Genomic DNA, 18,634 nt, shown 5'->3' on the forward strand with positions numbered 1-18,634 from the left:
CCGGGAGCAGCGATGAGCGACACACCCGAACGCGACGAACACTTTCTACGTTTGTCCTTCGCGGTCGCCCGCCGCTCGCTCACCCATGGCAACCATCCCTTCGGCTGCATCGTCGTCGATGCCGATGGCAAGGTGCTGATCGAGACCGAGAACGGCTACATGCCGGATCACGACGGCACCGCACACGCCGAGCGCCTCGCGGCCACGCAGGCCTGTCGCACGCTCGGCCGCGAGGTCCTGGCGAAAGCCACGCTCTATTCCTCGGCCGAACCCTGCGCGATGTGCTCAGGCGCGATCTACTGGGCCGGCATCGGCCGCGTCGTCTACGGCCTCAGCGAGCACCGCCTGCGCGGCGTCACCGGCAACCACCCGGAGAATCCGACGCTCGATTTGCCCTGCCGCGAGGTCTTCGCCAGCGGCCAGCGACCGACCGAGGTCGTGGGCCCGCTGCTGGAAGACGAGGCCGAAGCGCTGCACGACGGCGTGTGGACGAAGTAGACGCTTCCCAGCAACCGGTCCCGTAGGATGGGCAAAGGCGCGCTTGCGCCGTACCCACCATCTCTCTCCACAATTACGACTGGTGGGCACGCTTCGCTTTGCCCACCCTACGGCACCGCCCCTACGCAAACACGCATGACGCCGCACATTCCTGCGCGGCGTCATCCGTCCCTGGAGACCTCAGCCGATCAGAACTTCACAGTGATACCACCATAGACGGTGGATTCCGTGCAGCTCTTGGTGCTCTGGCCGGTTGCGGCGACTGTGCAGACGCCGGCCATGGCGTTGTGGTCGAGGCCGAACTTGTTCTGCCAGTAGCGATAGGCAACCCAGAGGTCGACGAAGTGCGAATATTTGTCACCCCAGACGGCCTTCGAGGCATCGAAGGTCAGGCGGATCGGTTCGCTGTTCAGCTCGGTCTTGGACTTGGTGCTGAAGATGCCGGTGCCCGAGAGCGCAGGCAGGCCATTGGAGTCGCCCTTCGGACCGTACCAGCCGGCGCGTCCGCTGATCGACCAGAACTGCACGTTCGGCGGCAGGAAGCCGAGATCCATGTAATAGTTGATTTCGACGGCCCAGGTCGGCCGATAGCTGACATTGCCGTCCGAGTTACAGGTCACACCCGGCACGCCCGCTCCGAACAGGCCGCACTGCGTGAAGGCGTTGTGGTTCAGGAATTCGTAGTACATCAACGGCGCGACGTTGAAGTAGCCCTTGTAGGGAAGGTCGAAGGCGAACTGCAGACCGGCGACCACGTCGCGCTTGGCGGGCGCGAGGAAGTTGTTCTCGGTGTTGCCGTCCATGCCGACTTCGAACGAGATGTTGTGCAGCGGCCCCATGGTGAAGGCCTTGGTGTTGAACAGCTCGTTCCAGCCGAAGGTCGAGCGGAACAGGCCGTAGATCTCGGTCGCGCCGGCGCAGTCGGCAGCGCCGCCGGTGATGGTCACGCCGGGCGCGACGCAAGGGCTGGCGGGGTCGTTATGACCCGACTTGAACATCGAGATGGTGAAGAAGTTGGTGCCGTACTGCCAGAGATCGAAGTGGGTGAAGGAGTAGACCTGCTTGGCGGTGGTGCCGTTGATGCTGCCGTCGGGGCGGACGCTCCACATGCCGGGGTCGGTGCCCTTGGGCATCCAGGAGAACGACACGCGGTTGTCGATCACCAGGAAGAACGGCAGGTCCGCCGCCTTCTTGGCGGCCTTGACCGGCAGATCCGCCGCCTGAGCCAGGCCAGAGGTGGCGAGCGTAGCAAGTGACAGCGCCGCGGCTGCAATTGCCTTGAAACGAAACGACATCCTGAATACCCCCAAGTTTGGACACGTAAAAATGAACGCCCTTGGGTGCGACACTTGCGCCGATCTCCCGGAGTGAGAAGCCTCAACTTTTTTCAAGGCATGCCGTTTGTTTCGGCAGAAAGCGACGTTTCACGACGGGATTCTAATGGTTTTTGCTCGCGGCTCTCACCTGGCGGACGATCGCGCGATGGCGATCCTTGCCACACATTCCCGTTTGATTCTGTTTGCCTTTTGCATCGGGCTGACAGCGCAGACGTGGTCGTTGGCAATGACTGTCGCGTCCGTCCGGAAATTGCATGCGCGTGCTGGCGCGATTTTGCTCAGCTTTCCGCCAAGCCTGCACAGCAGGTTCCGATTAGGTTTGGATCGTCACAATTTTGCAACAGGCGGTGTCGGCAGGACCGCAGCAGCGCCCCCGAGAATAGGTGGGGAACGATCAATCAGCCCGACGAAGGCCCCGACTCGCGATACCCTCCTTCTGCCGAAGCGTTGAGCAAGGGATGACGCATTTTCGCACCTTACGCGGCGGTTCAAACTAGCCCAGTATTGAGGCACTTCATCCCATGCCAGCGCATCAGCGAATGTTAGATCCGACGCCTAACGGCCTGCATTCCGGCGAGTCCCCGTTGCTCCAGACGCTCGGGCTCACCAAGCGCTATGGCGATTTCCTCGCCAACGATTCCATCGACATCGATATCTGGCCCAGCGAAATCCACGCGCTGCTCGGCGAGAACGGCGCCGGCAAGTCGACGCTGGTGAAGGCGATCTACGGGCTGATTCAGCCGAGCGCCGGCGAGATACGCTGGCAGGGCGAACGAATCGTGCTGTCCGGTCCGTCCGAAGCGCGCAGCCGCGGCATCGGCATGGTGTTTCAGCACTTCTCGCTGTTCGACAACCTCACCGTCGCCGAGAACGTCGCACTCGGCCTCGACGGCAGGGAGTCCTTCAAGGACATGTCGGCGCGGCTGGAGCAGGTGTCGAAGACTTATGGCCTGCCGCTCGATCCGAAACGCGAGGTCTGGCAACTCTCCGTCGGCGAGCGCCAGCGCATCGAGATCGTTCGCGCCTTGATGCAGGATCCGAAATTCCTGATCCTCGACGAGCCCACCGCCGTCCTGACGCCGCAGGAGGCTGACCAGCTCTTCATCGTGCTGGAGCGGCTCAAGGCCGAAGGCCGCGCCATCCTCTACATCAGCCACAAGCTCGAGGAGGTGAAGCGTCTCTGCGACACCGCGACGATCCTGCGCGGCGGCAGGAAGGTCGAGACCTGCAATCCCAGGCTCGAGACCGCTGCCTCGCTCGCGCGCATGATGGTCGGCGGGGAGATCAAGCAGGTGAAGGCGCCGGTGGGACGCAAGACCACGGTTCCGCGGCTCGTCGTCAACGACCTTTCGCTGGCCGCGGGCGAAGCGCATGGCGTTCGGCTCGAGCATATCTCGTTCGAGCTGAAGGGCGGCGAGATCCTCGGTATCGCCGGCGTCGCCGGCAACGGCCAGGACGAGCTGTTCGCCGCACTTTCCGGCGAGCGCTTGTCGAAGGATCCGGGCACGGTGGTGATCGAAGGCATCGCCGCCGGTCACCTCTCGATCACGCAGCGGCGCAAGCTCGGCGCGGCTTTTGTGCCCGAGGAACGGCTCGGCCACGGCACCGCGCCCCGCATGAAGCTGTCGGAGAACGCGCTCCTCACCGGCCACGCCGCCAGCGGCATGGTCCATCACGGCTTCATCGACACCGCGGCCACGCTGAAGACGGTCGACCGCGCGACCGAAACGTTCGACGTGCGCAAGGCCAAGCGCGATCCCGAGGCCGCCAGTCTGTCCGGCGGCAATCTGCAGAAGTTCATCGTCGGCCGCGAGATCCTGCGCAACCCGGCGGTGCTGGTGGTGAGCCAGCCGACATGGGGTGTCGACGCGGGCGCTGCCGCCGTGATCCGGCAGGCGCTGCTTGATCTCGCCACCGCCGGCGCCGCCGTGCTCGTCACCAGCCAGGACCTCGACGAGCTCACCGAGATCGCAGACCGCATCGCCGTGATGTTCCACGGCCGGCTGTCGGCGCCGCTCGCAACCAGCGAAGCAAGCCGTGAAAAGCTCGGCCTGCTCATGGGCGGCAGCAGCCTCGAGCCGAAGGAGGCCGCGCATGCAGTTGGTGCTTGAGAAGCGTGCCGAGCGCTCCAACACGATCGCGCTGATCTCGCCGCTGATCGCGATCGGCCTCACGATCGTGACCATGGTCATCCTGTTCGCGATCCTCGGCAAAAATCCGCTCCTCGCCCTGCACGCCTATTTCATCGCACCTCTGACCGACGGCTATTCGCTCCAGGAGATCGCGGTGAAGGCGACGCCGCTGGTGATGATCGCGATCGGACTGTCGCTCTGCTATCTCGCCAACGCCTGGAACATCGGCGCCGAGGGGCAATTCCTGGTCGGCGCGGTCGCCGGAAGCTGGATCGCGGTGAAGACGCAAGGCAGCGACGCGGGCGCCTGGGTGCTGCCGGCGATGCTCGTGCTCGCCGCCGCCGCAGGCGCGCTCTACGCGCTGATCCCGGCGATCTGCAAGGTGAAGTTCGGCGCCAGCGAAATCCTGACCAGCCTGATGCTGGTCTATGTCGCCGACCTCTTCCTCGACTACCTCGTGCGCGGTCCCTGGCGCGACCCGAACGGCTTCAACTTCCCGACCACGGCCGAGTTCGATCCGGTCGCGACGGTACCGCTGCTGATCGAGGGCGGCCGGCTGCATCTCGGCTCGATCATCGCGCTGCTGGTCGTCGCAGCGGCGGCGATCCTGCTCGGGCGCACCATCAAGGGTTTCGAGATCCGCGTGGTCGGCGCGGCGCCCCGTGCCGCACGGTTCGGCGGCTTCAACGCCAACCAGCTCGTCATCCTGACCTTCGCGGTCTCGGGCGCGCTGGCCGGTCTCGCGGGCATCATCGAGGTTGCAGGTCCTGTCGGACATCTCCAGCCCGGCGTCTCGCCCGGCTACGGATTCACCGCGATTATCGTCGCCTTCCTTGGCCGGCTGAACCCGCTTGGAATATTAATTGCAGGCCTTTTTCTCGCATTGACCTTTATCGGCGGCGAGCAGGCGCAGATCGCGATGAAGATCCCGTTGGACGTCACCAAAGTTTTCCAGGGCATCCTGCTGTTCTACGTGCTCGCCTGCGATTCTCTCATCCTCTACCGCTTCAAGCTGGTGTTCCCAAGCCGACAGGTGACCCGTGGAGCTGGTTGAAGCCATCATCCTCGCGGTGCTCGCCGCGTCGACGCCGCTGCTGATCGCAGCGACCGGCGAGCTCGTGACCGAGCGTTCCGGCGTGCTCAACCTCGGTGTCGAGGGGATGATGATCGTCGGCGCGGCGTGCGGCTTTGGCGGCGCGTGGCTGACCGGCTCGATCTTCATCGGCGCGCTGTTCGGCATCGTCGCGGGCACGCTGATGTCGCTGATCTTCGCGCTGATGGCACTCGGGCTCGCCGTCAACCAGGTCGCGACGGGTCTGGCGCTAACCATCCTTGGCGTCGGTCTCTCCGGCCTGATCGGCGCGGGCTTCGTCGGCGAACGCATCACGCCGGCGGTGCATCTCCACATACCCGGCCTCACCGACATTCCGCTCGTCGGCCGCGTGCTGTTCGGTGAGGACGGCTTCGTCTATTTTTCCGTCGCACTCGTCATCGGCGTCTGGTGGTTCCTGTATCGCACGCGGGCGGGGTTGATCCTGCGCGCCTGCGGTGACAACCATGTCTCTGCGCATGCGCTCGGCTATCCCGTGCTGCGTATCCGCACCTTCGCCGTGATGTTCGGCGGCGCCTGCGCAGGCCTCGCGGGCGCTTATCTGCCGCTCGCCTATACGCCGTTCTTCATTCCTGGCATGACCGCCGGCCGTGGCTGGATCGCGCTGGCGCTGGTCGTGTTCTCGTCCTGGCGGCCGGGCCGGCTCGTCGTTGGTGCTTACCTCTTCGGTGCGGTGACGATCCTGCAACTGCACGCGCAAGGTTGGGGGGTCGGCATTCCCTCGCAATTCATGTCGGCGCTGCCGTACCTCGCGACCGTCATCGTGCTGGTCCTGCTCTCCCGCGCGCGCACCGGCGGTTCGACCGCGCCGGCCGCGCTCGGCACTGTGTTCGTGCCTGACCGCTGAGTATCATTTCCGCGAGGTGCGCGATGGGGCGCGCACCTCGCGGATCGTGGCTTTCCCCTGATGTTTGGAGATTGATGATGAGGAAATCACTTCTTGCGCTGGCCGCCGGGCTGTTGCTTGCCGCAAGCGTCGGTGCAGCCTCCGCCGCCGACAAGCTGAAAGTCGGCTTCATTTATCTGGGTCCGATCGGAGATCTGGGCTGGACCTACCAGCACGAGCAGGGGCGGCTGGCGCTGGTGAAGGAGCTGGGCGACAAGATCGAGACCACCTATCTCGAGAACGTGCCCGAAGGCCCCGACGCCGAGCGCTCGATCGAGCAGCTCGTCCGCGCCGGCAACAAGCTGATCTTCACGACGTCGTTCGGCTACATGGACCCGACGCTGAAGGTCGCCAAGAAATATCCGAACGTGCATTTCGAGCACGCCACCGGCTACAAGCGCAATCCGAACATGTCGACCTATTCGGCCAAATGGTATCAGGGCCGCTACATCCAGGGCCTGATCGCGGCCAAGATGTCGAAGTCCGGCGTGCTCGGCTATATCGGCTCGTTCCCGATTCCGGAGGTCGTCTCCGGCATCAACGCGACGATCCTGGCGGCGCAGACCATCAACCCGAACATCAAGGTCAAGATCATCTGGGCCAACACCTGGTTCGATCCGGGCAAGGAAGCCGACGCCGCCAAGGCCCTGATCGACCAGGGCGCCGACGTGATCATGCAGCACACGGATTCGCCCGCCGCGATGCAGATTGCCAGCGAACGCGGCAAACTCGCCTTCGGCCAGGATTCCGAGATGATCAAGTTCGGGCCGAAGACCCAGCTCACCTCGATCCTCGACACCTGGGGCCCCTATTACATCGAGCGCGTCAAGGCCGAGCTCGCCGGAACCTGGAAGTCCGAGGACAGCTGGGGCGGCCTCGACAGCCACATGTTCGCGATGGCGCCCAATACCAACATGCCTGACGACGTGAAGAAGATGGCCGAGGATGCCCAGGCCGCGATCACCTCGGGCAAGCTGCATCCGTTCAAATGCCCGATCGTTGGGCAGGACGGCAAGCCGGTCGAGTGCAAGGGCGGCGATCACCTCGACGACGGCCAGATCCTCGGCATGAATTTCTACGTCAAGGGCATCGACGACAAGCTGCCGGGCAAGTAGCACGCTTCTTGCATTGCCTAAATCACCTGCTCCTCCCGGAGGAGGTTCGGAGGGGGTGGCCAGAAGCACCCGGCACTTGTGGTCGCCCCCTCTTTCTATTTTCGCCTGGCTTACCCCGCCTGCATGGCCCGCGCCGCGGAACTGTGGCGGCGGATGAGGTCGGCGACATCGAGGCCCGGGATCGCGCCGCCGATCACGGCCCATTGTCCTGCGACCATCACCCGATCGGCCCGATGCGCCCCGCACAGCACCAGTGCGGCCAAGGGATCGCCGTGGCCGGAGAAGCGCAGCTCGTCCAGCTTGAACAGTGCGAGATCGGCGGCCTTGCCGACGGCGATCTCCCCAAGCTCTGGCCGGCCGACGCACGCCGCCGAGCCCTTGGTGGCCCAGCGCAGCGCGTCCTTGTGGCTGACCTTGGTCACGCCGTAACGCGCCCGTTGCAGCAGGAACGCGGCTCGCACCTCCTGCATCAAATTCGATCCGTCGTTCGACGCGGAGCCGTCGACCCCGATCCCGATGCCAACGCCGGCCTCCTCCATCTCGCACACGGGACAACAGCCGGATGCCAGCAGCTGGTTGCTGCACGCGCAATGGCTGATGGTGGTCCTGGCCTTGCCGAGCCGCTTCATCTCATCGGCATTGAAAAAGATGCCGTGGGCGAGCCAGGTCCGCGCGTTGAGCCAGCCACATTGCTCGAGATAGTCGAGCGGACGGCAGCCATACATCTCTTGGCAGAATTTGTTCTCGTCCTCGGTCTCGGCGAGATGCGTGTGCAGGCGCACGTCGAGCTTGTCGGCAAGATCGGCGGTGGCGCGCATCAGGGAGGTCGTCACCGAGAACGGCGAGCAAGGCGCCAGCGCGATCTGCACCATCGCATCCGCACCGCGCTGATGATGCTTGGCGACCACGCGCGCGCTGTCGGCGAGGATAGTGTCCTCGTCCTGCACGACGCTGTCAGGCGGCAGACCGCCATCGCGCTGCGACAGGTTCATCGAGCCGCGCGTGAGCAGCACGCGCACGCCGAGACGTTTTGCGACACCGATCTCGATGTCGACCGCGTCTTCAAGTCCGGCCGGGAACACGTAGTGATGATCCGTCGTGGTGGTGCAGCCAGAGAGCAGCAGCTCGGACATCGCCACGGTAACGCCGAGCTCGAGCCGCTCCGGTGTCAGCTTCGCCCAGACCGGATAGAGCGCCTGAAGCCAGGGAAATAGCTCGCGGTCCATCGCCGCCGGCAGTGCGCGCGTCAGCGTCTGGTAGAAGTGGTGGTGGGTGTTGATCAGGCCCGGCAGTACGACGTGCTCGCCCGCGTCGAACATTGCGACATCCGCCGTCTCAGGCTTGCCGCCGGCCGGCACGAGTTCGACGATCCGACCGTTCTTTACCACGATCCCGCGCTCGGCACCGTCGGCGAGGATGGCCAGGGGATCCCTGATCCAGATCGGCTTTGCGTCACTCATGATCCCGCTTCTCCTCTCGTCCGCTGACGACAGGCCTGCAAGCCGGACGCCAGCCGGAACACCGTCCCGCTACGACTTTGTTTGTTGCGACTTGGCTCCGGTCTTGCAAGACTCGTCTATACGATTCACCGGGCGGAAGCTTTGGCGCAGCCATGGATTTGAATACCATCACGACGGTGGCCCATCCGCAAACACGCGCGGAGCTGCCCGCCTGGACGGCAGGCGATGCCTGGCTCGCCGGCGGCACATGGCTGTTCTCCGAGCCGCAGGTCCATTTGAGGCGACTGATCGATCTCACCGATCTGAAATGGCCGGCGCTGACGATCACGGATAGCCATCTCTCTGTCGCCGCCACCTGCACCGTTGCACAGCTCGATGGTTTCGTCTGCCCGCCCGATTGGCTCGCAGCCCCCCTGATTGGCCAGTGCTGCCGCGCTTTCCTTGCGTCGTTCAAGATCTGGAAGACCGCGACGGTCGGTGGCAATCTCTGCATGTCGCTGCCGGCGGGACCGATGATCTCGCTCACGGCGGCGCTCGACGGCGTCTGCACCATCTGGAAGGCCAGCGGCGGCGAACAGAAGATTCCGATCGTCGATTTCGTCATCGGCAACCAGCGCAACCGCCTGACGCCGGGCGACCTGATCCGGCAGATCGATATCCCGGTTGCCGCGCTGAAGCGCCGCACGGCCTTTCGCCAGATCTCGCTGGCGCCGGTCGGCCGCTCGGCGGCGCTTCTGATTGGCAGCCTCGATGCCGGCGGCACGCTGACGTTGACGGTCACGGCATCTACGGTGCGGCCGATCCAGCTGCCCTTCTCCAAGGCCCCGGATGCGAGTGCACTTCGTGACGCGATCGCGCAGCAGATCACGGACGATCTGTACCACACCGACATCCACGGCAAGCCGCTCTGGCGCAAGCACATGACGCTGCGGCTTGCCGAAGAGATTCGCAGCGAACTTCTCGGGGCAACGTCGTCATGAGCTTCGAGGTCAACGGCACACCGTTTTCGCAACAGCCGCGCGCCGGCCAGTGCCTGCGCACCTTCCTGCGCGAGCTTGGCCATTTCGGCGTGAAGAAGGGTTGCGATGCCGGCGATTGCGGCGCCTGCACCGTGCTGCTCGACGGCGAGCCGGTGCATAGCTGCCTGATCCCGGCGTTCCGCGCCGAGGGGCGCACTGTGACCACGATCGAAGGCCTCGGCGGTGAGCACGGCGCGCATCCGATGCAGCAGGCCTTCCTCGATGCGCAAGGCTTTCAATGCGGCTTCTGCACGGCCGGCATGATCCTGACCTGCGCCTCGCTGAACCAGGCGCAGCGCACCGACCTCGGCGTGGCGTTGAAGGGCAATATCTGCCGCTGCACCGGCTATCGTTCCATCGAGGACGCGCTGCTCGGCAAGACCAATGTCGAGGAGCGCGTCGAGGCTGGCACCGCCTTCGGCCGCAGCCTGCCGGCGCCGGCGGGCCCTGACATCGTGCGCGGCAAGGTGCGCTACACGTTCGACACGCAGATTGACGGCCTGCTGCACATCAAGCTGCTGCGCTCGCCGCACGCCCACGCGAAGATCGTCGCGATCGATACGTCGGAAGCGCTGAACGTTTCCGGCGTGCATGCGGTGCTGACGCATGAGGATGCGCCGGCTGTCCTGATCTCGACCGCGCGGCACGAGAAGGACTGGATGGATCCCGAGGACACCCGCATCCTCGACGACGTCGTCCGCTTCATCGGGCAGAAGGTCGCCGCCGTCGTCGCCGAGAGCGAGGCTGCCGCTGAGGACGCTTGCCGGCGGCTCAAGGTCACTTACGAGATCCTGCCTGCGCTGATCGATCCGGAGCAGGCCATGGCGCCGGGTGCGCCAATCATCCATCCTGACCGCACCACCGCGAACCGCATCGCCGATCCCCAGCGCAACCTTGCCGCGGAGACGCATGGCGAATTCGGCGATGTCGCGGCTGCGCTCGTCACATCCGCTGTCACCTATGAGGGCACCTTCCACAGTCACCGCGTGCAGCATGCCGCACTGGAGACCCATGGCGGCCTCGCCTGGCTCGATGATGCGGGTGTGCTCAACGTCCGCACCTCGACGCAGGTGCCGTTCCTGACCCGGCGCGCGCTGTCCGACATCTTCCAGCTTCCCATGGACAAGGTCCGCGTGTTCTGCGAGCGCGTCGGCGGCGGGTTTGGCGGCAAGCAGGAGATGTTCGTCGAGGACATCCTGGCGCTTGCCGCACTGAAGACCGGGCGTCCGGTGAAGCTCGAGCTCACCCGCGAGGAGCAGTTCATCGCGACCTCGACGCGGCATCCGATGCGGGTCCATATCAAGGCCGGCGCCGACGCCGAGGGCAAGCTCACCGCGCTCCAGCTCGACGTGCTCTCCAACACCGGCGCGTACGGCAATCACGCCGGCCCCGTGATGTTCCACTCGCTGTCCGAATCCATCGCCGTCTACAATTGCCCGAACAAGCGGGTCGACGGCTACGCCGTCTACACCAACACGGTGCCGTCGGGCGCGTTTCGCGGCTACGGCCTGCCGCAGACGCAGATCGCGATCGAAGCCGCGATCGACGAGCTGGCACGGCAGCTCGGCATCAGCCCTGCCGAGATGCGCCGGCGCAATGTCGTCAAGCCCGGCGATCCCATGCTGTCGCCACCGCCGTCCGAATTTCACGACGTGCTCTACGGTTCCTACGGTCTCGACCAGTGCCTCGACCTCGTCGAGCACGCGATGCAGGCCGACGGCCCGCAGCCGGAGCTGTCGCCGGAATGGCTGATCGGCGACGGCGTCGCGCTGACCATGATCGACACGGTGCCGCCGGCCGGCCACCTCGCGGACGCGACGATCGCGCTCAACGACGACGGCGGCTTCGATCTCACCGTCGGCACCGCCGAGTTCGGCAACGGCACCAGCACCGTGCACCGGCAGATCGCAGCGACGACGCTTGCGACCACCGTCGACCGCATTCACTTGCGCCAGTCCGACACCGCCCATGGCGGCCATGACACCGGCGCCTATGGCAGCGCCGGCACCTTCGTTGCCGGCAAGGCAACGCATGCGGCAGCCATGCAGCTCGCGACCGAATTGAAGGCGGCGGCCGCCGGCGCGTGGCTGTGCGATGCCGCGAGTTGCACGCTCGACGACGAGGCCGTCGTCAGCGGTGTGCGGCGCATGCCTTTTACGGAGCTCGCCAAGCTCGCGCGCGATCGCGGCGCGCCGTTCGCAGGCGCCGGCAATTCGACTGGCACCCCGCGCTCGGTCGGCTTCAACGTGCAGGGCTTTCGTGTCGCCGTGAACAAGGGCACCGGCGAGCTCAGGATTCTCCGGAGCGTGCATGCGGCCGACGCGGGCGTCGTCGCCAATCCCATGCAGTGCCGCGGCCAGGTCGAGGGCGGTGTTGCGCAGGCGCTCGGGGCCGCACTCTACGAAGAGATGGTGATCGACGCTGAGGGACGTGTCACCAACCCGAAATTCCGCGACTACCACCTACCCTCCTTCGCCGACGTTCCGCGGACGGAGGTCTTTTACGCCGATACATCCGATACGATCGGGCCGCTGGGCGCGAAGTCGATGAGCGAGAGCCCGTACAATCCGGTCGCCGCCGCACTCGGCAACGCCATCGCGGATGCCACCGGCATCCGCTTCACCGCACCGCCCTTCAAGCCGGACCGGCTGTTTCCGGCGCTGCACGACAAGTTTGGTTAGGCATGTTTCGGGGGACTCATCCATGGCCAGCGAAACCCATCCCGTCGACGAGGTCCTGCCGGTCCCGCGCCTGTTGGCGCTCGGGCTCCAACATGTGCTCGTGATGTATGCCGGCGCGGTCGCGGTACCCCTGATCATCGGACGCGCGCTCAAGCTGCCGCCGGAGGATGTCGCCTTCCTGATCAGCGCCGATTTGTTCGCCTGCGGGCTCGCGACGCTGGTGCAATGCCTCGGCTTCCCCGGCGTCGGCATTCGCCTGCCCGTGATGATGGGTGTGACGTTCGCTTCGGTCGGCCCGATGCTGTCGATGGCGGCCGCCCCCGATATCGGCCTGCTCGGCATCTACGGTTCCGTCATCGTCGCGGGCCTGTTCGGCATCATCGTCGCGCCGTTCGTCAGCCGGCTGCTGCCGCTGTTCCCTCCCGTGGTCACCGGCAGCATCATCCTGATCATCGGCATCTCCCTGATGCGCGTCGGCATCAACTGGGCCGGCGGCGGCCTGCCGACGCTGACCAGGATGGTCGACGGCGTCGCCGGCAGCTTTCCCAATCCGGCCTATGGGCAATTGCAGGGCCTCGGCATCTCGCTGTTCGTGCTGCTGTTCATCCTCGGCCTGATCAAATGGGGCACCGGCTTCCTCGCCAACGTCTCCGTGCTGCTCGGCATCATCGCCGGCGCCATGCTCGCGAGCATCCTGGGCGTGATGCATTTCGACAAGGTGGCCGCGGCGTCCTGGGGCGCGCTCATCGTCCCGTTCCGCTTCGGCATGCCGCAATTCCATCTGGTGCCGATCATCACCATGTGCGTCGTCATGATCGTGGTGATGATCGAATCGCTCGGCATGTTCCTCGCGCTCTCCGACATCACCGGCAAGGCCGTCGACCGCGAAGCGCTGAGCCGGGGTCTGCGCGCGGACGGCGTCGGCACGCTGCTCGGCGGCATCTTCAACACCTTTCCCTACACCTCGTTCTCGCAGAATGTCGGCCTCGTCTCGGTCACCGCCGTGCGCTCGCGCTGGGTGACGGTGACGGGCGGCTGCATCATGCTCGTGCTCGGCCTGTTGCCGAAGCTCGCCGCGCTGGTCGAGGCGGTGCCGCTGGTCGTGCTCGGTGGCGCGGGCCTCGTGATGTTCGGCATGGTGGCGGCGACAGGCGCGCGCATCCTTACCTCGGTCGATTTCCGCAACAACCGCTACAATCTCTTCATCGTAGCCATCTCGCTCGGCTTCGGCCTGATCCCGCTCGCCGCACCCGGCTTCTTCCGGAATTTGCCCCATGATCTCCAGCCGCTGCTGGAGTCCGGCATCCTGCTCAGCGCGATCGCCTCGGTGCTGCTCAACGCGTTCTTCAACGGTTTGAGCGGCGGCGCGACAGTGGAGGCGGACGCGGCGACGGTCGCCTCATCCGCGCAACACGTCTAGCTGCCGCGATAGGTCGAGTAGCTCCAGGGCGTAACCAATAGCGGCACGTGATAGTGCCCCTCTGGCTCGCTGACCGCAAAGCGCAGCGGGATCTGGTCGAGGAACGGTGGGTCGGACAGCGGCACGTTGCGCTCGGCGTAGTATTTGCCGACGCTGAATCTGAGTTCGTAGCGGCCGATCGGCAGCGGGCGCCCGCCGATCAGCGGCTGGTCGGTGCGGCCATCCGCATTGGTCACTGCCCGCGCGATCACGCGGCTCTCGCCGAGCGCCGCAAGCTCCACGAGCTCCACCGGAATGCCGGGCGCGGGCTTGCCGACGTGGTTATCGAGCACATGGGTCGAGAGCCGGCCGTGCACCTTGAGCTTGTCATCGACGATGACGAGCTGATCGAGCCGCAGTGCGGAGATGCGGCCGATCTCCTCGATCGCGCGGCGCGTCTCGGTTTTTGCAATGTTGAGCAACCGCGTCTCGAAGTCACGCAGCACGGAATCCTTGGTGTGACGGCGCACGCAGACGATGTAGGGGAAGCCGAACTTGTCGCGATAGGCGTTGTTGACGCGCTCGAACGCGGCGTATTCGGCCTCCGACAGCCGGTCGAGACCGGCGCTGTTCTGCTCATCGGTCGATTCAGCGGTGAGACCCGCCGCGCGCTGGGTCTTGTTGGCGAGATCGGGATGCGCCCGGATCAGCGCCATTTGCACGTCGGGTTCGGCAGCCTGAATCACCGCCATCAGCGCGGCGTGCAGCCCATTGATGCCGGCGAACGGCCGCTTGCCGGCGAGCTGCTCGGCGATCCACGGCGAATATTCGACGACGTTGGCAAGCGCCGCGACGAAGTCGGCTTGGCTTGCAGCATTGAGATCGGCGAGCGAAATCTGCGGCATCGTCCTCATCCGATCTCGAACGCATCGGCGGCCAGATGCGAAAGCTTGTCGTGCCAATGCTGCGCGATCTGCAGCCGCGTCGGCACCCAGACGCGATCGTGCTTGCCGATGTAGTCGAGGAAGCGGATCAGCCCCGCGGCGCGGCCGGGCCGTCCGGCGAGGCGGCAGTGCAGCCCCACCGACATCATCTTCGGCGCGGTCTCGCCCTCGGCATAGAGCACGTCGAAGGCGTCCTTCAGATAGGTGAAGAACTGCTCGCCTTCGGCGAACCCTTGCGGATTGATGAACCGCATGTCGTTGGCGTCCAACGTATAGGGAATGATGAGCTGCTTGCCCTTCGCACCCTTGACCCAATAGGGCAGATCGTCGGCATAGGAGTCGCACAGATAAAGGAAGCCGCCCTCCTCCATCAGGAGGCGGTTGGTGTTGATCGAGGACCGCCCGGTGTACCAGCCGAGTGGCCGCGAGCCGGTGGCATCAAGGTGAACGCGAATGGACTCGGCGATCTCGGCGCGCTCCTGCGCCTCGGTCATGTCCTTGTGCTCGATCCATTTCAGGCTGTGGCTCGCGATGTCCCAGCCCGCCTCCTTCATCGCGGCGACGATTTCCGGATTGCGCTTCAGCGCCGTGGCCACGCCGAACACGGTGGCCGGCCAGTTGCGCTCGCTGAACATCCGCCACAGCCGCCAGAAGCCGGCGCGCGAGCCATATTCGAACATGGATTCGATGTTGGCGTGGCGCTGGCCCGGCCAGGGCTGCGCGCCGAGCACGTCGGACAAAAACGCTTCCGAGGCGCGGTCGCCGTGCAGGATGTTGTTCTCGCCGCCTTCCTCGAAATTGACGACGAACTGCACCGCGACCCGCGCATTGCCGGGCCACTGTGGATGCGGCGGGTTGCGGCCGTAACCCCGGAGATCGCGCGGGTAGCGGGGTTCAGTCACTCAGACTTCCTCGAAGCGGATCGGCAGAGCGCCCTTCCAGAGCACGCTCTTGCCGAGGGTCGCCAGATTCTCCAGGCCCGAGGTCACGGTGATGAAGTGATTGCCGGCGAGCTGGCCCATCTTGCTGGCGAAGCTCACGCCGCCATAGGCCATCAGGATCTCGGTTTCGCTGATGCCGCCGGGATAGAGGATGATCTGCCCGGGTGCGGGATAGCTGGTATGGTTCTCGTAGCCGACGCCGAAGTCGAGGTCGCCGAGCGGCATCCACACTGCCTCGCCGCTCCAGCGCACGTGGATGATGTGACTTTCGAACGGCATCGCCTTGCGGAAGGCGGCCACGGTCTTGGGCGCCGCTTGCTCCTCGAAGCGTGCATCGAAGCTGTAGTCGCCGGCGCGGATAACGAGTTTGCTCATCTCATCTCTCTGGATCGAGGGGCGGTGGCCCCACGGGGAATTTTCAAGCAAAGAGCATTCCGGAGGCCTTCGCGCAAGTGGCGCGGCCCGTCATCTGCGGTCGTAGGACCAGCCGAAAATGCCGCTCCGCCGCGTCTCCGGCTCCGCTTCCGCGGCCGGCGCGGGTGCTTCCTTGAGTTCCGCCTGCGGCGGCGGAGCCGGCGTCGGCAATGTCTCGCATTTCATGGAGTAGACCAGCTTGCCGTCCGCGGTGCGCCCGATCGGCGCGCAGGGGTCCGGATGCGCCGCCGCGGTTTTTGGGGTCGGCTTGACCTGCGCCACGGCCGGCGAGGCGATCAGCAGAAGGACCAGCAGATATTTCGACATCATTGTCGCCCGATAACCCAATTCGCCCCATTGAACCGGATCGGAGGGAGCAAGTCCACCGGCGCTGCGGGCGCGATTGCCGAATATTTAGCCGGGGCCAAAAAACTTGCTCGCCCCGATTTGATGGCCGCGACGCTGATATTCGGCAGCACGCGTCGCCATGTCAGCCGCGACGACGACAACATTTCTCGTAGCCGGAGCGTCGTCATGGGAGAAACAACATGCAAAAGACCTTTGCCATTCTCGGCACCGCACTGATTGCTGCCGCCACCATCCAGACCGCCGCGGCAAGCGAACGCCACCACGCCCGCAAGGCGCAACCGGCGCCCATCACCCAGTCGGTGCGCGACTCCAACGCCGCGCTCTGGCCGTCGCAGCCGACCGCGCCCGACTGGTCGCGCTACACCAACGGCGCGACGTCCGCACCGGCAGGACGGTGATGCCGGACGCAGGGCGATAGAACGCAACTGCATCAACGTCGTCATTCGCAAGGAGCTCTTGCGGCGAAGTAATCCGGACTGCCAGCGCGGAAGGATTCCGGATCCTTCATCGCAGCCCTCGTAGGATGGGTAGAGCGCAGCGAAACCCATCACGTCTGTCTACCTGGATACACGATGGGTTTCGCAAGTGCTCTACCCATCGATTTCCCAGACACACCTTCGCATTCTCGCGACTGATTTCGCCCGAGCTTTGCTTGATCGCCACCCTCAAATCCAAGAGGGCGCAGGGAAGGCCGGGTGCTGATCTAGCACCCGCGGTCCGCTGCGCAAAAGGCACGCGCAAAAGAACCGCACAGCAGCATACAGGTGTAGCCAATCACTCGGCCTTCCCTGCGCGATGGTCGGACGGCTTATGCCATGCTCTCCCGGGAGCCGAGTTCGTTCTGGCCTCCCTCGCTCTCGCGAAAGTCGCCGGCACCGCGCCGGTTGACGCGACTGCCGCCTCCGCAAAGGCTTGACCGTAGCAACGACGGCCAGGACCACACGGTTTTGCCGTACGCACGGTTCGCGTGTTCGCCGCAGTTTTCCCGGCCCTGTCGACAAAGCCGGAAACTTACAGGCGAGACGAACCTGACAGCGCCGCTCGTCTGCACGAGGTTACGAGCTCACGGAGAGCAATCCGCCCCGCCCGCCACCTTTCGTGCCGACGCTGCTGCGTCCACCGCAAGCCCGGCTCGCGAAAATGACGATCACATGATCGCCCCTCAAGAATGAGCCGGGATGGACGACACATACGCCGTTTCCGAATTTCGGTAAAGTGGAATATTTCGCACAAGCGGATTGACAGCCGGGCGAAACAGCACGATCGCGTAGCCCGGGCGACGCGACGCCAGAACCAAAAGGGGGCGGTGCAAGGCACCACCCCCGGGATGATCTACCCGGGACGATCGGCTGAACGATCAATACGGGTTGTAGTAGCGCTGGCCGCCGTAGTAGGGACCACCACCGTAATAGCCATAGCCGGGATCATAATAGGTTCGCGGCCCGCCATAATAATAGCGGTTCTCGTAATACTCCTGGCGCCGGCTCTCGGCGATGGCGCCTCCGATCAGACCCGCCGCCGCACCCATGAAGGCGAGGCCCGCAGCGTTCGGTCCGCGCCGATAATAGCGGTGACGGCGAGCGGCGCTGAAATCGGTTGCACTCGCAGCGGCCGGACCTGCGGCAACCGCCTTGGCGGGGCCCCCGGACGATGCCGCGGCGGACGGCGATGCGGAGGCCGCGACAAGGGCGAGGCTTGCAAACGCAGCCAATAGAACGTTGCGGCCGGCTGCGGAAATCATCGGTCCATCACTCATTTTGATTTTGACCTTCCTCTGTTCTCGCCTCTGTTCTCGCCCAAAGCGACATAAGCAAACCATTCATAATACGCAAACCGCTGAAATGGTTTCCTGATCGCGGCAATCTGCCACGCTTTGAACGATTGTAAACCGAACGACCTGATCCAGCTTGCGCCACTCAACCTGAGCGGTTAATGAACAACCGCGCCGTTTTCCGGTCGCCGTAAGCGTTTTACGTGAACCAACGCATCAACCGACGCCGTCGGAATCGATGCCATTTTAGGGTTCAACGTGACTGACGCGTCCTTTTCTTCGAGAGAAATCAGATGATTGCGGTTCGCAAACTGCCGGCGCGCTATGCGCCGATCGTGATGCCATTCGTACTGTCCATCCTCATGACGGCCGTGGTGTCGGTCATTTCGACGCTGCGGAGCCTCGGCGCGACGCCGGCGTTCCTGGCGACCTGGCCCGGCGCCTGGGGGCTGTCATGGCTCGTCGCCTTTCCAACGCTGCTGATGGTGCTGCCACTGGTCCGCCGGATCGTGGCCTGCGTCGTCGCGGCCCCGCCTCAACCGGGCCGATAGAAGGCG

Annotated in this window: 17 protein-coding genes; 10 read left to right on the top strand and 7 right to left on the bottom strand. The window is 64.9% G+C overall.

The window, feature by feature from the left end; translation table 11 throughout:
• Positions 1–12: 12 nt before the first annotated feature.
• The gene (locus I3J27_RS26785; RefSeq protein ID WP_270161890.1) at positions 13–498 is read left to right on the top strand and encodes a nucleoside deaminase; all 486 of its coding nucleotides are present in this window, start codon (positions 13–15) and stop codon (positions 496–498) included.
• Between the two features lie 188 nt (positions 499–686).
• Here I3J27_RS26785 and I3J27_RS26790 read toward each other — a convergent pair whose 3' ends face one another.
• The gene (locus I3J27_RS26790; protein ID WP_270161891.1) at positions 687–1,793 is read right to left on the bottom strand and encodes a hypothetical protein; all 1,107 of its coding nucleotides are present in this window, start codon (positions 1,791–1,793) and stop codon (positions 687–689) included.
• A gap of 581 nt (positions 1,794–2,374) precedes the next feature.
• Between I3J27_RS26790 and I3J27_RS26795 the strand changes: the two genes are divergently transcribed.
• The 4 genes from I3J27_RS26795 (at position 2,375) to I3J27_RS26810 (ending at position 7,079) form a co-directional block, all read left to right on the top strand.
• The gene (locus I3J27_RS26795; protein WP_270161892.1) at positions 2,375–3,946 is read left to right on the top strand and encodes an ABC transporter ATP-binding protein; all 1,572 of its coding nucleotides are present in this window, start codon (positions 2,375–2,377) and stop codon (positions 3,944–3,946) included.
• Entirely contained in the window at positions 3,930–5,021 is a 1,092-nt protein-coding gene (locus I3J27_RS26800; RefSeq protein WP_270161893.1) for an ABC transporter permease, read from the top strand. Before I3J27_RS26795 ends, I3J27_RS26800 begins: the two co-directional genes overlap by 17 nt.
• Positions 5,008–5,925, top strand: coding sequence for an ABC transporter permease (locus I3J27_RS26805; protein WP_270161894.1), 918 nt, complete (start codon positions 5,008–5,010; stop codon positions 5,923–5,925). The genes I3J27_RS26800 and I3J27_RS26805 overlap by 14 nt, the downstream gene beginning before the upstream one ends.
• 77 nt (positions 5,926–6,002) lie before the next feature.
• Entirely contained in the window at positions 6,003–7,079 is a 1,077-nt protein-coding gene (locus tag I3J27_RS26810; RefSeq protein WP_270161895.1) for a BMP family ABC transporter substrate-binding protein, read from the top strand.
• 110 nt (positions 7,080–7,189) lie between these two features.
• Here I3J27_RS26810 and I3J27_RS26815 read toward each other — a convergent pair whose 3' ends face one another.
• A complete protein-coding gene (locus tag I3J27_RS26815) occupies positions 7,190–8,539 on the bottom strand; it encodes an 8-oxoguanine deaminase (RefSeq protein WP_270161896.1) in 1,350 nt (449 codons plus the stop codon).
• Positions 8,540–8,691: 152 nt separating this feature from the next.
• Here I3J27_RS26815 and I3J27_RS26820 point away from each other — a divergent pair, with 152 nt between their 5' ends.
• The 3 genes from I3J27_RS26820 to I3J27_RS26830 are packed head-to-tail and all read left to right on the top strand — an operon-like array spanning position 8,692 to position 13,659.
• Entirely contained in the window at positions 8,692–9,519 is an 828-nt protein-coding gene (locus I3J27_RS26820) for an FAD binding domain-containing protein (RefSeq protein WP_270161897.1), read from the top strand.
• Complete coding sequence (locus I3J27_RS26825; RefSeq protein WP_270161898.1) at positions 9,516–12,239, top strand: molybdopterin-dependent oxidoreductase; 2,724 nt, start codon at positions 9,516–9,518, stop codon at positions 12,237–12,239. The genes I3J27_RS26820 and I3J27_RS26825 overlap by 4 nt, the downstream gene beginning before the upstream one ends.
• A gap of 22 nt (positions 12,240–12,261) precedes the next feature.
• The gene (locus I3J27_RS26830; RefSeq protein WP_270161899.1) at positions 12,262–13,659 is read left to right on the top strand and encodes a nucleobase:cation symporter-2 family protein; all 1,398 of its coding nucleotides are present in this window, start codon (positions 12,262–12,264) and stop codon (positions 13,657–13,659) included.
• On the opposite strand, the gene uraD is transcribed toward I3J27_RS26830, so the two are convergent.
• The 4 genes from uraD to I3J27_RS26850 form a co-directional block, all read right to left on the bottom strand.
• Positions 13,656–14,543: a 2-oxo-4-hydroxy-4-carboxy-5-ureidoimidazoline decarboxylase gene (gene uraD / locus I3J27_RS26835; RefSeq protein WP_270161900.1), complete on the bottom strand. Its 888-nt coding sequence runs from the start codon at positions 14,541–14,543 to the stop codon at positions 13,656–13,658. The genes I3J27_RS26830 and uraD overlap by 4 nt on opposite strands.
• Before the next feature lie 5 nt (positions 14,544–14,548).
• A complete protein-coding gene (gene puuE / locus I3J27_RS26840) occupies positions 14,549–15,484 on the bottom strand; it encodes an allantoinase PuuE (RefSeq protein WP_270161901.1) in 936 nt (311 codons plus the stop codon).
• Positions 15,485–15,898, bottom strand: a complete 414-nt coding sequence (locus I3J27_RS26845) for a DUF3830 family protein (protein WP_270161902.1) — start codon at positions 15,896–15,898, stop codon at positions 15,485–15,487.
• Between the two features lie 90 nt (positions 15,899–15,988).
• On the bottom strand, positions 15,989–16,264 hold the full coding sequence (locus I3J27_RS26850; protein ID WP_270172892.1) for a hypothetical protein: 276 nt from the start codon (positions 16,262–16,264) through the stop codon (positions 15,989–15,991).
• A 221-nt stretch (positions 16,265–16,485) separates the two neighbouring features.
• On the opposite strand from I3J27_RS26850, the gene I3J27_RS26855 reads away from it, so the two are divergent.
• Complete coding sequence (locus I3J27_RS26855) at positions 16,486–16,704, top strand: hypothetical protein (protein WP_270161903.1); 219 nt, start codon at positions 16,486–16,488, stop codon at positions 16,702–16,704.
• Between the two features lie 959 nt (positions 16,705–17,663).
• Here the strand turns inward: I3J27_RS26855 and I3J27_RS26860 are convergent.
• The gene (locus I3J27_RS26860; protein WP_270161904.1) at positions 17,664–18,062 is read right to left on the bottom strand and encodes a hypothetical protein; all 399 of its coding nucleotides are present in this window, start codon (positions 18,060–18,062) and stop codon (positions 17,664–17,666) included.
• Between the two features lie 308 nt (positions 18,063–18,370).
• Here I3J27_RS26860 and I3J27_RS26865 point away from each other — a divergent pair, with 308 nt between their 5' ends.
• Entirely contained in the window at positions 18,371–18,628 is a 258-nt protein-coding gene (locus tag I3J27_RS26865; RefSeq protein WP_270161905.1) for a DUF2798 domain-containing protein, read from the top strand.
• Positions 18,629–18,634 lie beyond the last annotated feature (6 nt).

This window comes from Bradyrhizobium xenonodulans (assembly GCF_027594865.1).
Lineage (GTDB): Bacteria > Pseudomonadota > Alphaproteobacteria > Rhizobiales > Xanthobacteraceae > Bradyrhizobium > Bradyrhizobium xenonodulans.

What these genes read in the sequence shown, in the direction of transcription:
- I3J27_RS26785 (WP_270161890.1), top strand. Translation starts at nt 13, where the DNA reads ATGAGCGACACACCCGAACGCGACGAACACTTTCTACGTTTGTCCTTC.
- I3J27_RS26790 (WP_270161891.1), bottom strand. Translation starts at nt 1,793, where the DNA reads ATGTCGTTTCGTTTCAAGGCAATTGCAGCCGCGGCGCTGTCACTTGCT.
- I3J27_RS26795 (WP_270161892.1), top strand. Translation starts at nt 2,375, where the DNA reads ATGTTAGATCCGACGCCTAACGGCCTGCATTCCGGCGAGTCCCCGTTG.
- I3J27_RS26800 (WP_270161893.1), top strand. Translation starts at nt 3,930, where the DNA reads ATGCAGTTGGTGCTTGAGAAGCGTGCCGAGCGCTCCAACACGATCGCG.
- I3J27_RS26810 (WP_270161895.1), top strand. Translation starts at nt 6,003, where the DNA reads ATGAGGAAATCACTTCTTGCGCTGGCCGCCGGGCTGTTGCTTGCCGCA.
- I3J27_RS26815 (WP_270161896.1), bottom strand. Translation starts at nt 8,539, where the DNA reads ATGAGTGACGCAAAGCCGATCTGGATCAGGGATCCCCTGGCCATCCTC.
- I3J27_RS26820 (WP_270161897.1), top strand. Translation starts at nt 8,692, where the DNA reads ATGGATTTGAATACCATCACGACGGTGGCCCATCCGCAAACACGCGCG.
- I3J27_RS26825 (WP_270161898.1), top strand. Translation starts at nt 9,516, where the DNA reads ATGAGCTTCGAGGTCAACGGCACACCGTTTTCGCAACAGCCGCGCGCC.
- I3J27_RS26830 (WP_270161899.1), top strand. Translation starts at nt 12,262, where the DNA reads ATGGCCAGCGAAACCCATCCCGTCGACGAGGTCCTGCCGGTCCCGCGC.
- uraD (WP_270161900.1), bottom strand. Translation starts at nt 14,543, where the DNA reads ATGCCGCAGATTTCGCTCGCCGATCTCAATGCTGCAAGCCAAGCCGAC.
- I3J27_RS26845 (WP_270161902.1), bottom strand. Translation starts at nt 15,898, where the DNA reads ATGAGCAAACTCGTTATCCGCGCCGGCGACTACAGCTTCGATGCACGC.
- I3J27_RS26850 (WP_270172892.1), bottom strand. Translation starts at nt 16,264, where the DNA reads ATGTCGAAATATCTGCTGGTCCTTCTGCTGATCGCCTCGCCGGCCGTG.
- I3J27_RS26855 (WP_270161903.1), top strand. Translation starts at nt 16,486, where the DNA reads ATGCAAAAGACCTTTGCCATTCTCGGCACCGCACTGATTGCTGCCGCC.
- I3J27_RS26860 (WP_270161904.1), bottom strand. Translation starts at nt 18,062, where the DNA reads ATGAGTGATGGACCGATGATTTCCGCAGCCGGCCGCAACGTTCTATTG.
- I3J27_RS26865 (WP_270161905.1), top strand. Translation starts at nt 18,371, where the DNA reads ATGATTGCGGTTCGCAAACTGCCGGCGCGCTATGCGCCGATCGTGATG.